The following is a 20,072-nucleotide window of genomic DNA, read 5'->3' as shown; positions in this document are numbered from 1 at the left end:
ATTGCGCCCGCGCCAGCGGGCACAATAGCGCCGGAATTTCGCTAGGGAAGCGCATGAGTCTGCCACTGATCTGGGTCCTCGCCCTGCTCGCCACCGCCGTCGGGCTGTTCGTCATCAACCGTCCGCGCATGGACGTGGTCGCCCTGCTGGTGATGGTCGCGCTGCCGCTGTCAGGGGTGCTCAGCGTGCAGGAATCGCTGGCCGGCTTCGCCGACCCCAACGTCATCCTGATCGCCGCGCTGTTCGTCATTGGCGAGGGCCTGGTGCGCACCGGCGTGGCCTACCGCATCGGCGAATGGCTGACGCGCCGCGCCGGCGCCAGCGAGACACGCCTGCTGGTCCTGCTGATGCTCGCGGTGGCCGGGCTCGGCTCGGTGATGAGCTCCACCGGCGTGGTCGCCATCTTCATTCCCGTGGTGCTGAGCATCGCCGCGCGCCTGCACGTGGCGCCGCGCCGGCTGATGATGCCGCTGAGCTTCGCCGGGTTGATCAGCGGCATGCTCACCCTGGTCGCCACCGCGCCCAACGTGGTGATCCACAGCGAACTGGTGCGCGAAGGCTCGAAAGGCTTCGGCTTCTTCAGCTTCACGCCGTTCGGCCTGGTCGTGCTGGTGCTCGGTATCGGCTACATGCTGGTGGCGCGCCGCTGGCTGGGTGATGACGATAGCGACGCCGGGCAGAGCGTCAAACGCCGCACCCTCGGCGACCTGATCCGCGACTACCAGCTCGCCGGCCGCGAACGCCGCCTGCGCATCCGTCCTGACTCGCAACTGGTGGGCATGAGCCTGGGCGACATCGAGCTGCGCGCCCGCGCCGGCACCAACGTGGTGGCCATCGAACGCATGGTGCACTTCCGCCTGAAGATCCTCAGCCCCAGCGCCAACGTCGTGCTGCACGCTGGCGACGTGCTGCTGGTGGACATCTACGGCGACCGCAGCGACCTGCTGGGCATGTACCACGAATTCGGCCTGGAGCCGCTGAGCCTGCAAGGCGATTACTTTACCGAGCGCGCCCACGAGGTGGGCATGGCCGAAGTCACCCTGCCACCGGAATCCACGCTGCTGGGCAAAAGCGTGCTGGACCTGGAGTTCCGCAGCCAGTTCGGCCTCAACGTGGTCGGCCTGCGGCGCAACCGCGAGGCGCTGGTGGAAGGCCTGCTGGAGGCCAAGCTGAAGGTCGGCGACACCCTGCTGGTGATCGGTGGCTGGAAGGAAATCCGCCAGTTGCAGGCACGTGGTCGCGACTTCCTGGTGCTCAGCCTGCCGGCCGAGGTGGACGAGGCCGCCCCTGCCGCCAGCCAGGCGCCCCACGCGCTGTTCAGCCTGGCGGTGATGGTGATCCTGATGGTCAGCGGGCTGGTGCCCAACGTCATGGCGGCGCTGATCGCCTGCCTGCTGATGGGCGCGTTCCGCTGCATCGACATGGACAGCGCCTACCGCTCTATCCACTGGCAGAGCCTGCTGCTGATCGTCGGCATGCTGCCCTTCGCCCTGGCACTGCAGAAGACCGGAGGCATCACCCTGGCGGTCAACGGCCTGGTCGGCGCTCTGGGTGGCGCGGGGCCCTACGCCATCCTCGCCAGCCTGTTCGTGCTCACGGCGATCATCGGCCTGTTTATCTCCAACACCGCCACCGCCGTGCTCATGGCGCCGGTCGCCATCGCCACGGCCAAGGCTCTGGGCGCCTCCCCCGAGGCTTTCGCGATGATCGTCGCACTGGCTGCGTCGGCCGCCTTCATGACGCCGATTTCCTCCCCGGTGAATACCCTGGTGCTGGGGCCCGGGCGCTATCGCTTCGCCGATTTCGTCAAGGTTGGCGTACCCTTCACGATTCTGGTGATGATCGTCAGCGTCGTGCTGGTACCCTGGCTGCTGCCGCTGTAGCCGTCCACCACAAGATCAACAAGGAAGCGTCTCGATGGAAGTGAGCAAGACCAAAAGCAGTTTCTACCGCCGCCTCTATGTGGCCTGGCTGATCGACAGCGGCACCGCCACTAGCGTCCCGGCGCTGATGGAAGCCACCGGCATGCCCCGGCGCACCGCCCAGGACACCCTCGCCGCGCTGGCCGACCTGGACATCGACTGCGCCTTCGAGCAGCACGACGGCGAGCGCAACAACGCCGGCCACTACCGCATCCGCGACTGGGGTGCCATCGATCCGCGCTGGATCGCCGCGCACCTTTCGCGGATCAAGGACATCCTGCAGTACCCCTGAGCCTTTCCGCATGTTTGCCGTCCCGCCTACCCTCTGGCGCTTTCGCCGACTGATCCTGCTGCTCGCCTTCGCCGGCGGGCTCGCCCTGCTCTACCGCGCCAGCGGCCTGCACGAGGAATTCAGCCTCGACACGCTGCGCAACGAGCTGACCGGCAACCGCCTGGGCGGCCTGCTGCTGTTTGCCGGCCTGTTCGCCCTGGGCAACCTGCTGCACATCCCCGGCCTGCTGTTCCTCGCCGCCGCCGTGCTGGCCCTGGGCAAGCTGTGGGGCGGGCTGATCACCTACTGTGCGGCGGTGTTCTCCTGCGGCTTCACCTTCCTGATCGTGCGCGCTGTCGGCGGCAACGGCCTGCGCCTGCTGAACAACCGGCTGACCCGCGCGGTGTTCAGCCACCTCGACCAACGCCCGGCGAGCAGCGTGTTCCTGCTGCGTCACGCCTTCATCACCTCGCCAACGCTGAACTACAGCCTGGCCCTCTCGGGTATCGGTTTCTGGCCGTACATGCTCGGCACCCTGCTCGGCCTGCCGATCCCGCTGCTGCTCTGCTGCCTGCTGTTCGAGCGCCTGGGTAACGTGCTGCTCGGCTGAAGCGCGCAACTGTGGGAAAATCGCCCACCGCTTCCCTGCCCTGCGCGCCCTCATGTCGAATCTCTCGAAACCACCAAAGCCGTCGAAACGCCCCGCCCTGCCCGCGAAATCCGCCCAGCCCCTACGCGACCCCGCCACCAAGCGGCCGAACCTGCTGCACCCGCGCAACCGGCACCAGGGGCATTACGACTTTCCGGCGCTGATCGGGGGATGCCCGGAGCTGGGCCGCTTCGTCATCACCAACCCCTACGGCAAGCCCAGCATCGACTTCGCCAACCCCGAGGCGGTGCGCGTGTTCAACCGCGCGCTACTGAAGGCACAGTACGGCATCGGCCAGTGGGACATCCCCGCTGGCTTCCTCTGCCCGCCGATCCCCGGCCGGGCGGACTACGTGCACTACCTCGCCGACCTGCTCGCCGAGGAGAACGGCGGCAGCGTGCCGCGCGGGCCTGAGGTGCGCATGCTGGATATCGGCGTCGGCGCCAACTGCATCTACCCGTTGATCGGCCACCAGGACTACGGCTGGCGCTTCCTCGGTTCGGACATCGAACCGGCCGCCCTGGCCTCCGCACACGCCATCGTCAACGGCAATCCGGGCCTGAGCAATGCCATCGAACTGCGTCAGCAACACGACCCGAAACACATCTTCCGCGGCCTGCTCGGTGCCGATGAGCGCTTCGACGCGACCCTGTGCAACCCGCCTTTCCACTCCTCGCCGGAAGAGGCCAGCAGCGGCAGCCGGCGCAAGTGGAAGAACCTGGGCAAACTCGACCCGTCGCGCCAGCTGCCCAAGCTGAACTTCGGCGGGCAGAGCAACGAGCTGTGGTGCGAAGGCGGCGAGATCGCCTTCCTGCGCAAACTGGCGGCGGAAAGCGCCGAGGTCGGCCAGCAGGTGCGCTGGTTCAGCTCGCTGGTATCCAAGGCCGGGAACCTCGACGACTTCCGTCGCGCCCTGAAGAAGGCCGGCGCCATCAGCATCCGCACCGTGGACATGGCGCAGGGACAGAAGCAGAGCCGCTTCGTCGCCTGGACCTTCCTCGAACCGGAACACCGCCGCTACTGAATCAAACCGCAACCACCCCCGCGCACAACGGCTCGGCGGATCACCGCAAGCGGTTATTCGCCCTACGTCCCCGAACCGAAGCACCCCGAGCACGACCGTAGGGCGCATAACGCGGCACGCGTTATCCGCCGCCACCCCGGGCTCAAGTCTCGGCCACGAGTGCCTGCGCGCGCTCCCGGCCCAGCAGCAGGAACACCAGCCCGGCGACCACGAATGTCACGCCCGCCAGCAGCTCCAGCACCCGGCTGAACACCGCGACGTAATCGCTGCGTAGTTGCTCGGGCGTCAGTTGCGGCAACTGCTCGACCACCGCCGCCAGGTTGCCGATGGCCAACTGGTTGGCGCCCATCAGGCGCTCTGCCGTGGGCAATCCCAGCGGCTCCAACTGTGCCCCGATCAGGGTGGCCAGCAATGCGCCGACCACGGCGATGGCCACCGCGTCGGCGGACACTCGCACCGTGTTGAAGATGCCGGTGGCCATGCCGGCGCGTTCGCGCTCGACCACGCTCACCGCCAGGCCGTCCATCAGCCCCCACGGCAGACCGATACCGATGCCGATCATCAGCAATGGCATATCTGGCGCGACACCGCCCGCCAGGTTGCGCGCCAGCCAGAGCAAGCCACCCGCGACGATCAGCAGGCCAATGGCCGAGAGGCTGCCAGCACTGAAGTGCTTCGCCAGCAACGCCGCCAGGAAGGGCACCACCAGCAGCGGCGCCGACAGCGCCAGCATGGTCCAGCCGGCTTGCAACGCGCCCTGCCCCTCGATGCCGATGAAGCGCCCCGGCAGCAGCACGATCAGCACCACGTAGGCGAATGCCGGCGACGCGCCCAGCAGCTGCACGCCGACGAAGCGCCATTGGCTGAACAGTGACAGGTCCAGCAACGGTCGCTCCACCCGGCGCTCAACCGCAACGAACACCACCAGCAACACGCCGCTCAGCACCAGCGTCGCGATCACGGAGAAGCTAGCCCAGCCCCGCTCCGGGGCCAGCAGCAGGCCGTAGGTGAACAGGCTCAGCGCGGCGGTGAAGCTCAAGGCGCCCGGCCAGTCCAGGCCACGCGCCTGCGGGTCGCGGGTCTCGCGGCAGCAGCGCACGACCACCGGCACCGAGGCCAGCGCGCACACCGCCGGCACCAGGAATACCCAGCGCCAGCCCGGACCGTCGGTGAGCCAACCGGCCAGCAGCGGGCCGAACGCCAGGCCAACACCAAAGGTCGTTCCCAGCAGGCTGAACACCCGCGTGCGGATCGGCCCGTCGAACTCCTGTGCCAGCGCTGCCATGGCGGCGGCGAAGGCCGCCGAGCCACCCGCGCCCTGCAGCAGACGCAACACATCGATGGCCACCACCGAACCGGCCAGCGGAATCGCCAGGGTGGTCACGCAGAACAGCGCCAGGCCGACCAGCCAGACTCGCTTGCGCCCATACACGTCCGCCAGACTGCCGGCCGCCATCATCGCCGCGCCGTAGGCCAGCACGTAGCCGTTGACGATCCAGTTCAGCGCCACCGCCGAGCCGCCCAGCTCATGGGCAATGGCCGGCAGCACCACGGCCGGGCCGGTGAAGCACAGGGGTATCAGCACCGCCGTCAGGCTGGCAGCCAGCAACAGCAGCCAGCGCGAGGCCTCGGGGCGGTTTTCAGGAATGTCGTGGGAAGGGGTCATGGTGGGTCCGCAATAGTCCGAAGAAGACCCGCCGAAAGCTAACCAACCCGGCATTACGGAAAAACAGGCTAGGATTCCGAACATAACGGACACAGAAGTCCGCAATCATTCTCCCCTCGCGCGGCACAATGGCCGCCCGCTCTCATGGACACCCACACATGGACAGCCTCAATGGCCTTCGCGTGTTCCTTCAGGTCGCCGAGACCCTGAGCTTCGCCCAGGCCGCACGCCTGCTCGGCCTGTCTGCCTCGGCGGTGGGCAAGAGCATCGCGCGTCTGGAGGAACGCCTGGGTGTGCGCCTGTTCCACCGCAGCACGCGCAGCCTGAGCCTGTCCAACGAGGGCCAGCTGTTCCTCGAACGCTGCCGGCGCATCCTTGACGAGCTGGAGGCGGCGGAGCAGGAACTGGCGCTGTCGACCCAGCAGGCTCGTGGCCGACTGAAGATCAGCATGCCGCTGGTGGCCGGGCTACTGCCGCAGGTGCTACCGGAATTCCTCCGCTGCTACCCGCGCATCCAGCTGGACATCGACTTCACCGACCGCCTGGTGGACGTCATCGAGGAAGGTTTCGACCTGGTGGTCCGCGGCGGCGAGCTACGCGACTCGCGACTCAAGGCGCGCAAGCTGGGCGACTTCAGCCTGCTGCTGGTGGCCTCGCCCGGCTACCTGCGCCAGTACGGTACGCCCCGACGACCGGCAGACCTCAACCAGCACCTGTGCCTGCACTACCGCTACCCGAGCAGCGGGCTGGTGCAGCGCTGGCCGCTCAAGCTCGCCCCCGGCGAAGCGGAGCCACGCCTGGACGGCGGGCTGATCTGCAACACCGCCGACATGCTGATCAACGTCGCCAGCCAGGGCATGGGCATCGCCTGCCTGCCCGACTTCGCGGTACGCAGCGCACTGAACGAAGGCCGGCTGGTGCAGGTGCTGGCCGAACACACGGTGCACCAGGGCAGCTTCCACGCGCTATGGCCGGCGGGCCGGCGCATGCCACTGAAGCTGCGGGTATTCCTCGACTTCCTCGGCGACCGCCTGTTCGTCAGCCGCTAATCAACTTCAGCGGATGAACTGCTGGCTGATCTCGCGGAAGACTTCCGTACCGGCGCGCTCCAACCATTCAAAGGCGACCATCTCCCGCGAGACGATCACCGCCCCGGCCTGACGCATCCGCTCCAGCGCCAGCGCCTTGTCCTGCGGGCGACGCGAGCCGACGCCCTCCGCCACCACGAATACCTCGCGGCCCTCCGCCAACAGGCCCAGCACCGTCTGCAGCACGCAGACATGCGCCTCGGTGCCGCACACCACGAACTGCCGGCGTTCACCGCCGGGCATCTGCAGCAGGCCGGCGTCGGCAACGGCGGAGAAGGCAATCTTCTCCAGCACCTCGCCTTCGGCCAGCTCATCACGCAGCGCCGGCAGCGTCGAGCCGAGGCCCTTCGGGTACTGCTCGGTGGCCAGCACCGGCACACTCAGCCGCCGCGCGATCGCCAGCAACCAAGCGCTGTGCTCCAGCACTGCCTCGTTGTCGTGAATGGCCGGGAACAGGCGTTCCTGGATGTCGATGACCAGCAGGGTCGAGGCCTGGGCGCGCAGCAGCATCGGGGTGTCCTCCTTGCGTTCGTAACCGGGAATTCGAACCCGAGTTGTGGTCCTCCGGCAGCACCCTGTCAACCGCCATCGCACCATCGGCCACTTGGCAGGCGGCGCGCCAGCACGCACCCTATGCGGCGCCAGAACAACACAACAACGAGCCTGGGAGACAGGGAACATGGGCAAGAACATCAGCATCGCCGCGCGTGACGGCAGTGGCAGCTTCAGCGGTTACCTCGCGGTACCAGCCAGCGGGCACGGCCCCGGCGTAGTGATCGGCCAGGAGATCTTCGGCGTCAACGCCAACATGCGCAGCATCGTCGACAGCTATGCAGAGGAAGGTTACGTCGCCCTGGTGCCCGACCTGTTCTGGCGCCTGCAACCAAACCTGGAGCTGGGCTACAGCGAGGCCGAGTTCGGCCAGGCCATCGGCCTGTTCCAGCGCTTCGACGTGGACAAGGGCGTGGACGACATCGCTGCCGCCATGGACGCCCTGCGCGCCCTGCCGGAAGTTGCGGATCGCGGCATCGGCTACGTCGGCTTCTGCCTGGGCGGCAAGCTCGCCTACCTCACCGCCGCGCGCACCGACGCCGCCTGCTCGGTGGGCTACTACGGCATGGGCATCGAACAGATGCTCGACGAGGCGCAGAACATTCAGGGCCGACTGGTACTGCATTTCGCCGAGCAGGATGTGTACTGCGACGCCAACGCCCGCGCGGCCATCGGTGAAGTCCTCGGCAAGCTGCCGAAAGCGGAGATCTACAGCTACCCCGGCGTCGACCACGCCTTCGCTCGCCCCAACGGCATGCACTTCGACAAGCCTGCCGCGCTGATGGCCCACGAGCGCAGCATCGGCGCGCTCAAGCGTGAGATCGGCCCGGACTTCGACCTCTCCAGGCTGTGGGAGGACCACATCCACCACGAATTCGCCGCCCGCGACGTGCCTGCCACCATGGCGACCATGGTCGCCCAGCCCTACGTCAACCACATTCCCACCCTGACTGGCGGCGTCGGCCAGGACGAACTGGCGCGCTTCTACCGCAACCACTTCGTCCACGGCAATCCGCCGGACATGAAGCTGGTGCCGATCTCCCGCACCGTCGGCGCGCTGCAGGTGGTGGACGAATTCGTCATGTGCTTCACCCACTCCACCGAGATCGACTGGATGCTCCCCGGCGTGCCGCCCACCGGCAAGTACGTGGAGATCCCCATGCTCGGCGTGATCCGCTTCCGTGGCGACAAGCTGTGCCATGAACACATCTACTGGGACCAGGCCAGCGTGCTGGTGCAGATCGGCCTGCTCGACCCGACCGGCTTGCCGGTGGCCGGCGTGGAGACGGCGAAGAAGCTGCTCGACGAGAGCCTGGTCTCCAACACCCTGATGAGCAAATGGAAGGACAGCGAAGGCCGCTGATCCCCCTCGAAGAACCCAAGGAGCACCCGATGTACCCCATAGGGAAATGGACCTGCGCCGCGCTGCTGGCCCTTGCCGCCGGCAACGCTGGCGCAGCGGAACGCGCCGCACAGCCTTGCGACGACGCCACCCTGCAAACCCTGGCCGGGCTGCTCGGCCAGCAGGGCTGGCAGGCGCCCGGGCCTGACGCCGCCACGCCGGTGGTGGCCGCCGCCTGCAAGCCCTGGCCGGACGATCCGAAGCTCGAAGTGGTAGCCGTCGCCTACAGCACAGCAGGCGACAAGACTGAACCCGGCGAGCGCAACCTGAACCTGCTGGTCGGCCAGCTCGACACGGCAAGCGGCAAGCTGGTAACGCGCATCGACGACAGCATCGGCGAGGACGCCATGGTGGAAATCGACAGCTCCAGCCTGTGGCTCGACACCGCGCGCTATCGCCTGGCGCCCGACGTACGTGGCTTCGGCCTGATCGTCGGCAGCGTGGCGCGCGGCGCGAGCTGCCCGGACGCCTGGTCCTACGACGACTTCAGCCTCTACGCGCCGCAGGGCGACAAGCTCAAGGAAGTGTTCCGCACCTACCTGCGGCAGTGGACGACGCTGGAGGGCCAGACCTGCAGCAACGAGCGCACGGTGATAGAGCGCTCGCAGCTCACCCTGTCGATGGGCACCGCCAGCCATCACGGCTTCGCGGACCTGATCGTCTCAGCGAAGGTGCAGCGCGAGCACGAAGGCGACGTTGTCGGCGCACCGAAGACCGTACGCACCACGATCAGCTACGACGGCTCACGCTATCCATTCGAGGAATTCTCCACCTTCTGGCAAAGCAAACCCTGAGCGTAGGAGCAACTGTCTTCCTCTGGATAGTCCGTGCCTGTGCTTCCCCCCTCACCCCAGCCCTGGCACGAAATTTCAGGTAGGAGCGGAATCCGTCCGCGATTGACATCCGGCGCGCCCCGACTTCCGCGCTCCGATAGCAGAATGAAAAACGCCGCGCCCCAGGCTGGGACACGGCGTTACGGAGTGCTGCCAATACCGGGATCAGTGCCCGGTATTGTCCCCACGACGGCTGGTCTCGAAGAGGAACCAGGTGCGCTGCTCGGTCTCGTCGATCCAGTTCTCGATCAGGCTTGCCGTCGCAATGTCATGGTACTCATCACACAGATCGTGCACTTCACGCATGTAGGAGGTCAGCGTTTTGTTGTCCTCCTGCAGCTCGGCCAGCATGTCCAGCGGCTGCACGAACTCGGCATCGTTGTCGAGGATGCGCTTGAGGCGCGAGATGTGGCCGATGGAGCGGATGGTGTTGCCGCCGATCTTGCGGTTGCGCTCGGCGATGGCGTCCGTCATCGCGAAGATCTCGGTGGCATGGTCGTCCAGCAGCAGGTGGTAGTCGCGGAAGTGCGGCCCGCTCACATGCCAGTGGAAGTTCTTGGTTTTCAGATAGAGCGCGAAGACATCCGCCAGCAGGCGATTGAGCGCCGCCGAGAGATCGCGGGTGCCGAGCTTGCTCAGGTCCGAGGGCGTGGCCAGCGCAGGCGCACGACGCGGAACTGCCTTGGCCGTTGCGGGCTTGGCGGCAGCGGTCTTGGCAGCAGCGGGTTTGCTGGCAGCAGGCTTGGCGGCCGCTTTGGCTGCGGCGGGTTTAGCGGCAGGTTTGGCGGCCGCTTTCGCAGCCGGCTTCGTGGCGGGCTTGGCGGCGGGTTTGGCCGCTGCCGGTTTCTTCGGAGCCGATGCGGATTTCTTCATCACAAATCACCTCTACGAAAGATCACGTGGTTGCCGACTCGGGCAAGATACGGCTGAGTTACGCGGTCTTGAGCCTATCTCGCCTGACGTCGATTGCAAGTTGACCGCAGTGCCGCGCTCGCGTTCCGGCTGATGTGGATCAATCGTGGATCGACTTGCGGAAGTACACCACGCGCTCGGTTTCAACGAAGCCCAAAGCACGGTGCAGTGCGTGACTGACTGAGTTGTCGAGCGCCGCGTCAGAGGCGAAATCCGCGCAGCCGCGAGCGATACCCCAGGACTGCACCGCGCTGACCAGAGCCCGCGCTACGCCTTGCCGGCGGGAGTCCTCGCGCACATGGATGCCTTCGAGAAACAGCACCGGCGACCCTTGCGTGCCATTCACGTAATCACTGCGTACCGAGGCCTCCGCCAGCCCGAGCGCCCGGCCCTGTTCGTCGCGGGCAAGCCAGGCACCGAAGCGTTGCGACTGCTCAAGAATGTCGCGCGCCTCTACAAAGAATTCCTCCGCGTGATCGCCCGGCCAGAGTTGCAGGCGCAGGTCAATCCAGTCGGCCAGATCACTCGCTTCGCAGTGCCGTACCTGCATGTCCATCAGGCCTTCTCCGAGTTGACGCGCTCCGGACTGAAACGGAACCGGGAATCGAGCTGGCTGTAACCCATGCCAACGCCCTTGTGCACCTTGAGCTGCACCGGAATGCGCTCCTTCAGCGCTTCGACGTGGCTGATCACGCCGATGGTCTTGCCCGTGGCGTTGAGACTGTCGAGAGCATCCAGTGCGACCTCCAGGGTCTCGCCATCGAGGGTGCCGAAACCTTCGTCGAGGAACAGCGAATCGATGCTGGTCTTGTGGCTCACCAGGTCGGACAACGCCAACGCCAGCGCCAGGCTGACCAGGAAGCTCTCGCCGCCGGACAGCGTCTTGCAGTCACGCGCGGTGTCGCCCTGCCAGGTATCCACCACTTCCAGTTCCAGTTCACCGTCGCTGCGCCGCGCCAGTTGGTAGCGGCCGTGCAGGCGCTGCAACTGACGGTTGGCGAGGTGCACCAGGTGATCGAGGGTCAGGCCCTGGGCGAAGCGTCGGTAGCGTGCGCCGTCGGAAGCGCCGATCAGGCTGTTGAGGCGCTGCCAGAGGTCGTGCTCCTCCTCCTGCCGGGCGATTTCGGCAAACAGGCTCTGCTGGCTGGCGCGACGGTTGTCGTCGCCCTGCAACTGGGCGCGAATCTCGCCCTGGCGCTGGCCGAGCTCGCGCAGCTGCGCGGCGAGTGCCTGCAACTGCTGGTCGAGCTCCTCCAGCGGTTGCTCGCCGTGGGGTTCGGCCTGCAAGCGCTCGACATCCCGCGTCGCAGCCGCGCGCAGGGTAACGGCCTCGGTGATGGCCGTTTCCAGACGCTGGCGCAGTTGGCCGAGTTCGCTGCGCTGGGTATCGTCGAGCAGCGCGGCGAGATAGCTCGTCTCGTCGGCGAAGGGGCTCGCCGACAACGCCTGCTGCCAGCTCGCCAGATGCTCCGCGAGGCGCGCCCGCTCCTGCTCCAGGCGTTCCACCAGCGACTGCTCGCGGCCCTGCAGGGCATCGGCCTGGCGCTGCGCGGCAGCCAGTTGCTCTTCAACCTGTATCAATGCCGGTTGTGGTTCGCGCTGGAGCGCCAGCGGCTCCCGTGGCTCGAAGCTGGCCGCCTGCCAACGTTGCTGCCATTGCCCGACGACTTGCTGCGCCGCGCGGGCAGCCTGTTCGGCGTCACGCTCGGCAACGGCCAGTTCCTGGCCGCGCTGCTGGTCCTGTTGCCACTGCTGCCACTCCAGCGTGCGTTCAGTGAGCCACTGCTCGCCGTCCTCCGGTACCTCGTAGCCCAGCTCGCCCAGTGCGCAGGCCAGCGTCTGCTCCTGCTGTTGCAGGTCCGCGCGCTGGATCGCAAGCTGTTGCGCACGCTCCTCCTGGCGCTGGCGTTCGTGGGTCTGCTGCTGGTCGAACAGTGCCAGTTGCTGCACGGCTTCGGCGTGATCGCGTTCAGCGCGCTGGCGTTGCTGCTGCGCCTGTTGGAGCCGAACACGGAGTTCTTCCAGCGCCTTCAATTGTTGCTGCAAGGCAACCAGCGAAGTTTCCTGGCGCTCGCGCTCGGCGCTGAGCTGCTGGTCATCCGCCAGCGCCAGCCCCTGCGATTCACACTGTTGCTGCCAAGCCTGCTGATGCTGCGCCAATGCGGCCTGGGCTTCGTCCAGCTGACGCTGCCCCTGCTGCAATTGCGCATCCAGTTCGGCCAGCTCGCCACGCAGGGCGATGCCCTGGCCTTCCAGCTCGGCCAGTTGCTGGCGCGCCTGCTCCAGCGCCGCCTGCGTGGAGGACACGTCCAGCTCCTGGTAAGCCGCAACTGCCGGGTGTTCCGGCGAGCCACACAACGGGCACGCCTCGCCGGGCTGTAACTGCGCGCGCAGGTGCTCCAGCTGGTGAATGCGCTGCTCCTGCTGGAGGAGTTTTTCCTTGTCGGCAACCTGTTGCTTGGTCGCCTGATAACGCTCGCGCAGCGCGACGATGGCCGTGTCGCGCTCGGCTTTTTTCTGGCGCAGCGCATCCAGTTCGGGCTGCCAGCGTGCCAGCTGCGCAGCAGCCTGGGTGCGGGCCTGGGCCAGTTGCTCCAGACGGTCGAGCCCACGGCTTTGCTGTTGTGCCTGCTGCAGACGCTCACGCAGCCCGCTTTCGGTCGCGCCGCCCAGCAAGGCATCGAGCTGCTGCTGATGCTGGCGCTCCTGCGCGCCGGCCGAGTCGAACTGCTGCTGCATGACGGTGACGTTGCCCTGCAGCGTCTGGCGCTGCGCGGTCGCTGCCTGCAGTGCCTGGTCGGCTGCATGCGCCTGCTGCTGCAAATCAGCAATGGCCTGGGCCAGGCGCGAGCGCTGGGTGAATTGCGCGCGCCAACCGCCGAGCAACTCACCCAGCTTGGCGCGCTGCGGATGCTGCGCCAGGCGAGCCTGCAGCTCCTGGCGTTGTTCGCTGACAGCCTTGTAGTCGCCCTCGCGTGCAGCCTGTGCCTGCTGCGCGTATTGGCTGGCGGCCCACAGAGCCTGGGCGACTGCCTCACGGTTGGACGCCTGCTGTGTGCGGTTGTCCTCCAGCGCCGCGCGGCCCTGTTCGGCGCTCTCGTGGCTGCTGCGCCAGGCCTGGTGCAACGGTTGCAATCGCGCAGCGGGCTCGCTGTCGGCCAAACGCTGCAGACCAGGTTGCGCCTGCTCCAGCGCCTGGCGCGCGCTGCTTTCCTTCAAGACAGCCTGCTCGACCTGCTGCTGCGCGCGGGTCAGGTCTTCGCGCCAGCGGCGTTGTGCCTGAACGGCCGCGTGCTGAGCTTGCAAGGCGGTTTCCTGCACGGCGGCGTCGCGGCCCTGCTGTTCCAGTTCGCCACGCTGTTCGGCGCTGAGCAATTCAAAGCCATCCGCACGTGCACGCAACTGGTCCAGCGCCCCGCGCACTTCACGGGTGCGCTCGAATACACGCTGGGAAATCAACCCGTAGATTTCCGTGCCGGTGAGTTCTTCCAGCAGCTCCGCGCGCTGGTTGGCGTTGGCTTCGAGGAAGGCGGCGAAACCGCCCTGGGCCAGCAGCATGGATTTGGTGAAGCGCTCGAAGTCGAGCCCCGTGAGCGTCTCGGTCTGCTTGAGCTTGTCGTTGATCTTGTCGGTGAGAATCTGCCCTTCGCCGGTGGCGCGGTCGATGCTCACCAGTTCCACCTTCGGTGCCTGCAACGCACCTTCGGCCTTGTCACGGGCGCGGCGCTGGCTCCAGAAGGCGCGGTAAGGCTGGCCCTTCACCTCGAATTCCACTTCGGCGAGGCAGTCGGCGGTATGGCGGGTCATCAGCTCGTTGCCGCTCTGCGACAGCACGCTCATGCGCGGTGTGCGGTGGTACAGCGCGAGGCAGATGGCATCGAGCAACGTGGTCTTGCCCGCCCCGGTCGGCCCGGTGATGGCGAACAGGCCGTTGCCGGCGAAGGGCTCGGCGGTGAAGTCGATCTTCCATTCGCCCTTGAGCGAGTTGAGGTTCTTCAGGCGCAGGCTGAGGATTCTCATGGGCGCTCCTCCTCCAAGTCGGCGACAACCTGGCGGTAGAGCCCGGTCAGGCGCTCGCGCAGCGGTGCCTCCAGGTCCTCGGCGTCCAGCCGCTGACGGAACACGTCTTCGGGGCTGAGTTCGTCGAGGGTTTCCTTGTTCTCGCTGAACAGCGCCGCCTGCGCGGTGCCGCGCTCGCGGCGGGTGCGCAGGACGATCACCGGCAGCTCCTCGCAGAGCTTCTCGACGCGCAGCTGGATGTCGCTCAGGTAGTCATCGGTATGCACCATCACTTCCAGCCAGACCGGCTGCTCCGCGCTGCCTTCGCCGGCGGCGCGGGCCAGTTCGGCGGGCAGCTCGGCAAGGCTGCCGGATACCGACTTCAGCGGCTGAAAACACGGCACCGGCAGCGCGGTGACGCTGCGCAGGCCACTGTCATCCAGGTCCACCAGCAGCACTTCCTTGCCCTGGGTCGCCTCGTCGAAGCTCAGCGCGATGGGCGAGCCGCTGTAGCGGATGTGCTCCAGCCCGCCAACCTTCTGTGGCCGGTGGATATGGCCGAGGGCGATGTAGTCCGCCGCCGGGAAAGCGCTGGTGGGGAAGGCTTCCAGGGTACCGACGTAGATTTCCCGCACCGATTCGCTGGCGCTGGCGCCGACGGTGGTGAGGTGGCCGGTGGCGATGATTGGCAGATGCCGGCCAAGGATTTCGCGCTGTGCCTCGGCACGCTCGAACAGTTCGCGGTAGTGCGCCTGGATCGCCTGCTGCAAGGCCAGCTGCTTGTCCTGCGCGCTCTGCCCGGCCTGGCTGGTGAGCACATCGCGCGGACGGATGAAGGGGATCGCGCAGAGGATGGCGCCGGGCTGGCCATCGCGTTGCGGCAGCACCAGCAACTGGCGGTCGAGGTCCGTGCCGACGGCGGCGATCACCTGTGTATCCAGGCAGGCCAGCAGGTCGCGAGACTCCTCCAGCATCGCCACCGAGTCATGGTTGCCGCCCAGCACCACCAGGCGCGCGCCGGTGTCGCGCAGCTCGACGATGAAGCGGTTGTACTGCTCGCGGGCATAGCTGGGCGGCGCACCGGTATCGAACACGTCGCCGGCGATGATCACCGCGTCCACGGCCTGCTCGCGCACCTGTTCGACCAGCCAGGCGCAGAACGCCTGGTGCTCGGCCTCGCGGCTCTTGCCCATGAAATGCTGGCCCAGGTGCCAGTCGGAGGTGTGGAGAATGCGCATGCCGTGAAGTCCGCAGCCGTGTTTCGAGGCTTGCGATGATAGCGGTTTGCGCCAGCGCTTTCAGTCGGCGACGAAGCGCCCGTGGCTGACCAACTGATGGCGCTCTTTGCGGCCGACGTGCTGGTGCTTGGCACGCTGGTAGATATCGACGAAGGCTGCGCGATCCAGCCGTGGATACTGCACCAGTGCAGCTTCCACCAGTTGATCGAAGCGCACTTCATCAATGTATTGCTGCGCCCGGTAGTAGTAGAGAAAACCGAACTGGAAACCGAGCACGGCGGCAAAATGCGGCAGCGGGCCGATGTAACAGTTCTCCAGGTCGATGACCTTGGGCTGCTGGCCGCTGGTGTGGACCATGACGTTGCCCAGCCACAGGTCCAGGTGGGCGATCTGCCGGGTGTGCAGTTGACCGATGAGGTCGAGGGCTTGCGTCAGCAATTGCACGGCAGACAGCCGGCCCTGCTCCAGAGCCTGCAGGCCATCGACATAACCGTCGAGAAACTCGGTGAGCAGGAACAACTCGTTGATCAGCCCATAGCGCCGCTTGCGATAGCCGAATCCATGCACGGCCGGAACCGGGGCATTGCGGGCGCTGGCTTCAGCCGTGTTGAGCAGCTCCGCGACCATCCAGTCGAATCCCGCCTGCCGGCGCTGGCGGCCAAGTAGCAAGCGGACCTTGCGGCGAAGCCCGTCGACCCGGTTGACCTTGACGAAAGACAGCGCGCCATTTCCCTGAACGCAGCCGACGATGCGCCGTGCTTCATCGCGCTGGCGAATCAACTCGGCAATCCCGGCCAGCGTGCTCGGGGATGCAGTGGCGCCGGCATGCAGCGTCAAGTCACCGTCCCTGAGGGTGTGGGGAAACCGCTTCCGTTGTGGTCTGAAAAGCATGACACCGATACGTCTGAGACATCATTTTGATGGCACGCATTTAACGAAAATTTCACATTTATTACACGCAAAATTTTCTCCGCGATCGTCCCTGGTGAACCCCTGCAAAACCTCCCGGTCGATGATGAACCGCTAAGGTTTCTGGAAAGGCACTTCGAGGGAACGCCATGCAACGTCTGCTCAACATGCTCAAGGATCTGGCCATCCTGGTGCGCGCCAACCTCTGGCTGGTGCCGGTACTGGCCGTGCTGGTCGCCGCGGTTTTCTACTTCGTCGCCCCACCACCGCCAATGAGCGCTACCCTCGCCACCGGCGCGCCGAGTGGCGGCTACGCGGTGTTCGGTCAGCGGTTGAAGGAGGAGCTGGCCAAGCAGGGCTTCGACCTGCGGCTGGTGCGTACCGCGGGCTCCAGGGACAACCTCGGCAAGCTGCTGGACGGCAATAGCGGCGTGGACCTGGCCCTGGTGCAGAGCGGCCAGGAGCAGCAACTGGAACCCAAGCAACGCGCACAACTGCAGACCCTCGGTGCAGTGTTCCAGGAGCCGCTGTGGCTGTTCCAGCGCCGCGAGGCGAAGATCGACCGCCTGGCCGACCTGCTCGCCCTGCGCGTGGCCATCGGCAGCGCGGGTAGCGGCACCGAAGCGGTGACCGAGGCCATCCTCAAGGCCAACGAGATTCCCACCGAGCCCCTGCCCGCCGGCTGGCAGGCGCACGGCGGCAACGCGGTGGCCAATCAGTTACTGGCCGGTGAGCTGGACGCCGCCTTCTTCGTCGGCCCGGCAGAAAACCCGCTGGTGCAGCGCCTGGCCGCCAGCCCCGAGCTCAAGCTCACCGGTTTTCGCCGCGCACACGCCTACGAGGCGCGAATTCCCTTCCTCAAGCGTGTGGACGTCAGCGAGGGCCTGCTGAACCTGGCGCAGAACGTCCCGGACCAGGACCTCGCCACGCTCTCGCCGGTTGCCACCCTGGTGGTCAACGGCGACTTCCACCCGGCGCTCACTCCGCTGATCCTCGAAGCTGCGCGCGCCGTGATGAAGAGCGGCACCCTGCTGGATGCGGCCGGCGCCTTCCCCAGCGCCGAGCCACGCACCCTGGCCCTGCAGGAAGACGCCGAGCGCTACTACAAGAGCGGCCCGCCGCTGCTGCAACGCTTCCTGCCGTTCCGCATTGCCTCGCTGGCGGACCGCTACATCATCCTGCTGATCCCCTTCATCGCCATCCTCATCCCGCTGCTCAAGTCCATCGGCCCGCTGTACCGCTGGCGCATCCGTGCGCGCATCTACCGCTGGTACCGCTACCTGCGCGAGATCGACCGGCGCCTGGACGAACGCACCGGCAGCGCCGAGCTGAGCAGCGAGATCGAACGCCTGGAACAACTGGAGGCCGAGCTGGCCAAGGTCGAGGTGCCGCTGTCCTACTACAACGAGCTGTACGAACTGCACCTGCACCTGAACTACGTGATCCGCCGCCTGCGCCAGCTGCGCCGCAATCGCCGCGAGCGCGACGAGGGGCGGGTGCCGGTGGATTAGGCCGACGTCAGAATCGGAAGACACTGCAGCCGATGGACACATGCAGCACCTGTAGTAGGTTGTAGTATCTTGTAGTGCAAACCACTGCACCCCAAGCCACTAAACCCCAAGCCACTAAACCTGAGGTGCTCGATGCCCGTCATGTCCCTGCGCCTGTCGGACGACCAGTCCGAAACGCTCGCCAAACTGGCCGAGGCTACCGGCCGCAGCAAGAACTTCCTCGCCACCCAGGCTCTGGAGGAATACCTGACGCGCGAGTCCTGGCAAATCGGCGAGATACAGCAAGCGATAGCCGAGGCGGATGCCGGTGACTTCGCCAGCGATGCCGAGGTGAAGGCCATCCTCAACAAATGGGCGCACGATGCGGATTGAGTGGCTGCGCACTGCCCTGCGCAACCTCGACGCCGAAGCCGACTACATCGCCCAGGACAACCCAGCGGCGGCGCGTGCCTTCGTCAGCGCCGTGCTGGCCGACGTCGAACTGCTGGCCACTAACCCTGCCTCCGGCCGGGAAGGCCGTGTTCCTGGCACCCGCGAATGGGTGATGAGCAGCCATCCCTACCTGATTCCCTACCGTATCCGCGCAGGCCGGCTGCAGGTCCTGCGCATCTTCCATACCCGTCGTCTGCCACCGGTGCGCTGGTAAGCGCCGCGCATCCCGGCGCCGGGTCGGGTAAACTCTGGCGTTTTCCAATCCGCCCGCCCCGCCGCCGCTTCGATGCGTGCGGCGCCGCCGGCACTGAACATCCGGGTCCGCCATGCCGATTCGTCACGCCATCGTCCACCTGATCGACAAGAAGCCCGACGGCAACCCCGCGACGCTGCACGCGCGCGAAGCCGAACTGGGCGACTCCCAGGCCATCGAGAACCTGATGGCCGACCTCAACGAGAGCTACAACGCCAAGCCGAACAAGGCCTGGGGCCTGTTTCAGGGCGAGTCCGGCGCCTACCCGTTCAGCGGCTGGCTGAGCGAATACCTGGACAGCGGCAAGGACTTCGTCGCCTTCTCCGTGCAGGCGGTGGAGCACCTGAAGACGCTGATGGAAGAGTCCAACCTGTCCACCGGCGGCCACGTGCTGTTCTGCCATTACCAGCAGGGCATGACCGACTACCTGTCCATCGCCCTGCTGCACCACAGCGAAGGCGTGGCGGTGACCGACGCGCTGGAAGTCACCCCCTCGCGCCACCTGGACCTGGGCCAGTTGCACATGGCCGCGCGGATCAACATCTCCGAGTGGCGCAACAACAAGACGTCCAAGCAGTACATCTCGTTCATCAAGGGCAAGGGCGGCAAGAAAGTCTCGGACTATTTCCGCGACTTCATCGGCTGCACCGAGGGCGTCGACGGCCCGAGCGAGACCCGCACCCTGCTCAAGGCCTTCAGCGACTTCGTGGAAAGCGAAGACCTGCCCGAAGAGCAGGCCCGCGAGAAGACCGACGTGCTGGTGGACTACGCCACCAGCCAGTCGAAGATCGGTGAACCGATGGCCCTGGACGCGCTCTCCGAGCTGATGGACGACCAGGCTCCCCGCGCCTTCTACGACTACATCCGCAACAAGGACTACGGCCTGTCGCCGGAGATCCCGGCGGACAAGCGCACCCTCAACCAGTTCCGCCGCTTCACCGGCCGTGCCGAGGGGCTGTCGATCAGCTTCGAGGCGCACCTGCTGGGCAGCAAGGTGGAGTACGACGAGGCACGCGACATGCTGATCATCCGCGGCCTGCCGACCCAACTGCAGGACCAGCTCAAGCGCCGCAAGGACTGAGGTCCGTGCGTTGACGACAAAGCCCATCTCGCGATGGGCTTTTTTGTGCCTGACGATTTGCCGCTGGGCGGTTCGCGAGCAAGCTCGCTCCTACAGGCAGCCGGTCTGCGCAGCGCGCTTTTCGTAGGAGCGAGCTTGCTCGCGAACCCGCATCGCAGAGGACTCAACAGGCCCAGTCGATCTTCATGTCGCGGAAATCCCGCTGGGGTTGCCCGTGTCGATGCCGCCAGTCCGCCCGCGCGACATCTTGTAGCCCAGCCAGTTAGCAAAAGCTTCCGACAAAGCGCCCCACAGCCCCCGCCGTGCGGCTGCTAGAGTCAAATCAGGCGC

At 66.5% G+C, this 20,072-nt stretch carries 18 protein-coding genes; 11 read left to right on the top strand and 7 right to left on the bottom strand.

What is annotated here, in order from left to right:
• Positions 1-53 precede the first annotated feature (53 nt).
• From CTR55_RS22005 to rlmF, 4 genes are read left to right on the top strand one after another with little or no spacing between them, the layout of a single operon-like run.
• Entirely contained in the window at positions 54-1,883 is a 1,830-nt protein-coding gene (locus CTR55_RS22005; RefSeq protein ID WP_296289326.1) for an SLC13 family permease, read from the top strand.
• 34 nt (positions 1,884-1,917) lie between these two features.
• Positions 1,918-2,214 carry a winged helix-turn-helix domain-containing protein gene (locus CTR55_RS22000; RefSeq protein ID WP_296289324.1) on the top strand — a complete coding sequence of 99 codons (297 nt, stop codon included), beginning with the start codon at positions 1,918-1,920 and terminating at the stop codon, positions 2,212-2,214.
• Between the two features lie 10 nt (positions 2,215-2,224).
• A complete protein-coding gene (locus tag CTR55_RS21995; RefSeq protein WP_296289322.1) occupies positions 2,225-2,803 on the top strand; it encodes a VTT domain-containing protein in 579 nt (192 codons plus the stop codon).
• 52 nt (positions 2,804-2,855) lie between these two features.
• On the top strand, positions 2,856-3,866 hold the full coding sequence (gene rlmF / locus CTR55_RS21990; RefSeq protein ID WP_296289320.1) for a 23S rRNA (adenine(1618)-N(6))-methyltransferase RlmF: 1,011 nt from the start codon (positions 2,856-2,858) through the stop codon (positions 3,864-3,866).
• A 142-nt stretch (positions 3,867-4,008) separates the two neighbouring features.
• Here the strand turns inward: rlmF and CTR55_RS21985 are convergent, their stop codons facing one another.
• On the bottom strand, positions 4,009-5,532 hold the full coding sequence (locus CTR55_RS21985; RefSeq protein ID WP_296289318.1) for an MFS transporter: 1,524 nt from the start codon (positions 5,530-5,532) through the stop codon (positions 4,009-4,011).
• Between the two features lie 158 nt (positions 5,533-5,690).
• Here CTR55_RS21985 and CTR55_RS21980 point away from each other — a divergent pair, with 158 nt between their 5' ends.
• Complete coding sequence (locus tag CTR55_RS21980; protein ID WP_296289317.1) at positions 5,691-6,581, top strand: LysR family transcriptional regulator; 891 nt, start codon at positions 5,691-5,693, stop codon at positions 6,579-6,581.
• 6 nt (positions 6,582-6,587) lie between these two features.
• On the opposite strand, the gene CTR55_RS21975 is transcribed toward CTR55_RS21980, so the two are convergent.
• Positions 6,588-7,130: a hydrolase gene (locus CTR55_RS21975; RefSeq protein WP_296289316.1), complete on the bottom strand. Its 543-nt coding sequence runs from the start codon at positions 7,128-7,130 to the stop codon at positions 6,588-6,590.
• A 169-nt stretch (positions 7,131-7,299) separates the two neighbouring features.
• On the opposite strand from CTR55_RS21975, the gene CTR55_RS21970 reads away from it, so the two are divergent.
• Together CTR55_RS21970 and CTR55_RS21965 are read left to right on the top strand one after the other, a co-directional pair.
• Complete coding sequence (locus CTR55_RS21970; RefSeq protein WP_296289315.1) at positions 7,300-8,535, top strand: dienelactone hydrolase family protein; 1,236 nt, start codon at positions 7,300-7,302, stop codon at positions 8,533-8,535.
• 29 nt (positions 8,536-8,564) lie between these two features.
• Entirely contained in the window at positions 8,565-9,368 is an 804-nt protein-coding gene (locus tag CTR55_RS21965) for a hypothetical protein (RefSeq protein WP_296289313.1), read from the top strand.
• Positions 9,369-9,572: 204 nt separating this feature from the next.
• On the opposite strand, the gene CTR55_RS21960 is transcribed toward CTR55_RS21965, so the two are convergent.
• The 5 genes from CTR55_RS21960 to CTR55_RS21940 all read right to left on the bottom strand — a co-directional run bounded on the left by CTR55_RS21960 (position 9,573) and on the right by CTR55_RS21940 (position 16,393).
• Complete coding sequence (locus CTR55_RS21960) at positions 9,573-10,064, bottom strand: DNA starvation/stationary phase protection protein (protein ID WP_296289386.1); 492 nt, start codon at positions 10,062-10,064, stop codon at positions 9,573-9,575.
• A gap of 355 nt (positions 10,065-10,419) precedes the next feature.
• Complete coding sequence (gene aac(6') / locus CTR55_RS21955; protein WP_296289312.1) at positions 10,420-10,875, bottom strand: aminoglycoside 6'-N-acetyltransferase; 456 nt, start codon at positions 10,873-10,875, stop codon at positions 10,420-10,422.
• On the bottom strand, positions 10,875-14,339 hold the full coding sequence (locus tag CTR55_RS21950) for an SbcC/MukB-like Walker B domain-containing protein (protein ID WP_296289310.1): 3,465 nt from the start codon (positions 14,337-14,339) through the stop codon (positions 10,875-10,877). The genes aac(6') and CTR55_RS21950 overlap by 1 nt, the downstream gene beginning before the upstream one ends.
• Positions 14,336-15,556, bottom strand: coding sequence for an exonuclease subunit SbcD (gene sbcD, locus CTR55_RS21945; protein WP_296289308.1), 1,221 nt, complete (start codon positions 15,554-15,556; stop codon positions 14,336-14,338). Before sbcD ends, CTR55_RS21950 begins: the two co-directional genes overlap by 4 nt.
• A 60-nt stretch (positions 15,557-15,616) precedes the next feature.
• Positions 15,617-16,393, bottom strand: a complete 777-nt coding sequence (locus CTR55_RS21940; protein ID WP_296289306.1) for a lipopolysaccharide kinase InaA family protein — start codon at positions 16,391-16,393, stop codon at positions 15,617-15,619.
• 221 nt (positions 16,394-16,614) lie between these two features.
• Here CTR55_RS21940 and CTR55_RS21935 point away from each other — a divergent pair, with 221 nt between their 5' ends.
• The 4 genes from CTR55_RS21935 to yejK all read left to right on the top strand — a co-directional run bounded on the left by CTR55_RS21935 (position 16,615) and on the right by yejK (position 19,742).
• Positions 16,615-17,976, top strand: a complete 1,362-nt coding sequence (locus tag CTR55_RS21935) for a TAXI family TRAP transporter solute-binding subunit (protein WP_296289304.1) — start codon at positions 16,615-16,617, stop codon at positions 17,974-17,976.
• A 132-nt stretch (positions 17,977-18,108) separates the two neighbouring features.
• Positions 18,109-18,348 (top strand): hypothetical protein, encoded by a 240-nt coding sequence (locus tag CTR55_RS21930; RefSeq protein ID WP_296289301.1) that lies wholly within the window; start codon positions 18,109-18,111, stop codon positions 18,346-18,348.
• Positions 18,338-18,622, top strand: coding sequence for a type II toxin-antitoxin system RelE/ParE family toxin (locus CTR55_RS21925; protein ID WP_296289299.1), 285 nt, complete (start codon positions 18,338-18,340; stop codon positions 18,620-18,622). Before CTR55_RS21930 ends, CTR55_RS21925 begins: the two co-directional genes overlap by 11 nt.
• 112 nt (positions 18,623-18,734) lie before the next feature.
• On the top strand, positions 18,735-19,742 hold the full coding sequence (yejK, locus tag CTR55_RS21920) for a nucleoid-associated protein YejK (RefSeq protein WP_296289298.1): 1,008 nt from the start codon (positions 18,735-18,737) through the stop codon (positions 19,740-19,742).
• Positions 19,743-20,072 lie beyond the last annotated feature (330 nt).

The organism is Pseudomonas sp. (assembly GCF_002796985.1).
Lineage (GTDB): Bacteria > Pseudomonadota > Gammaproteobacteria > Pseudomonadales > Pseudomonadaceae > Pseudomonas.
The sequence above is the reverse complement of the archived record's forward strand: the minus strand, read 5'-3'. Positions and strand labels throughout refer to the sequence as shown.

Coding starts and splice junctions, on each gene's coding strand:
- CTR55_RS22005 (WP_296289326.1), top strand. CDS start 54: ATGAGTCTGCCACTGATCTGGGTCCTCGCCCTGCTCGCCACCGCCGTC.
- CTR55_RS22000 (WP_296289324.1), top strand. CDS start 1,918: ATGGAAGTGAGCAAGACCAAAAGCAGTTTCTACCGCCGCCTCTATGTG.
- CTR55_RS21995 (WP_296289322.1), top strand. CDS start 2,225: ATGTTTGCCGTCCCGCCTACCCTCTGGCGCTTTCGCCGACTGATCCTG.
- rlmF (WP_296289320.1), top strand. CDS start 2,856: ATGTCGAATCTCTCGAAACCACCAAAGCCGTCGAAACGCCCCGCCCTG.
- CTR55_RS21985 (WP_296289318.1), bottom strand. CDS start 5,532: ATGACCCCTTCCCACGACATTCCTGAAAACCGCCCCGAGGCCTCGCGC.
- CTR55_RS21980 (WP_296289317.1), top strand. CDS start 5,691: ATGGACAGCCTCAATGGCCTTCGCGTGTTCCTTCAGGTCGCCGAGACC.
- CTR55_RS21975 (WP_296289316.1), bottom strand. CDS start 7,130: ATGCTGCTGCGCGCCCAGGCCTCGACCCTGCTGGTCATCGACATCCAG.
- CTR55_RS21970 (WP_296289315.1), top strand. CDS start 7,300: ATGGGCAAGAACATCAGCATCGCCGCGCGTGACGGCAGTGGCAGCTTC.
- CTR55_RS21965 (WP_296289313.1), top strand. CDS start 8,565: ATGTACCCCATAGGGAAATGGACCTGCGCCGCGCTGCTGGCCCTTGCC.
- CTR55_RS21950 (WP_296289310.1), bottom strand. CDS start 14,339: ATGAGAATCCTCAGCCTGCGCCTGAAGAACCTCAACTCGCTCAAGGGC.
- sbcD (WP_296289308.1), bottom strand. CDS start 15,556: ATGCGCATTCTCCACACCTCCGACTGGCACCTGGGCCAGCATTTCATG.
- CTR55_RS21935 (WP_296289304.1), top strand. CDS start 16,615: ATGCAACGTCTGCTCAACATGCTCAAGGATCTGGCCATCCTGGTGCGC.
- CTR55_RS21930 (WP_296289301.1), top strand. CDS start 18,109: ATGCCCGTCATGTCCCTGCGCCTGTCGGACGACCAGTCCGAAACGCTC.
- CTR55_RS21925 (WP_296289299.1), top strand. CDS start 18,338: ATGCGGATTGAGTGGCTGCGCACTGCCCTGCGCAACCTCGACGCCGAA.
- yejK (WP_296289298.1), top strand. CDS start 18,735: ATGCCGATTCGTCACGCCATCGTCCACCTGATCGACAAGAAGCCCGAC.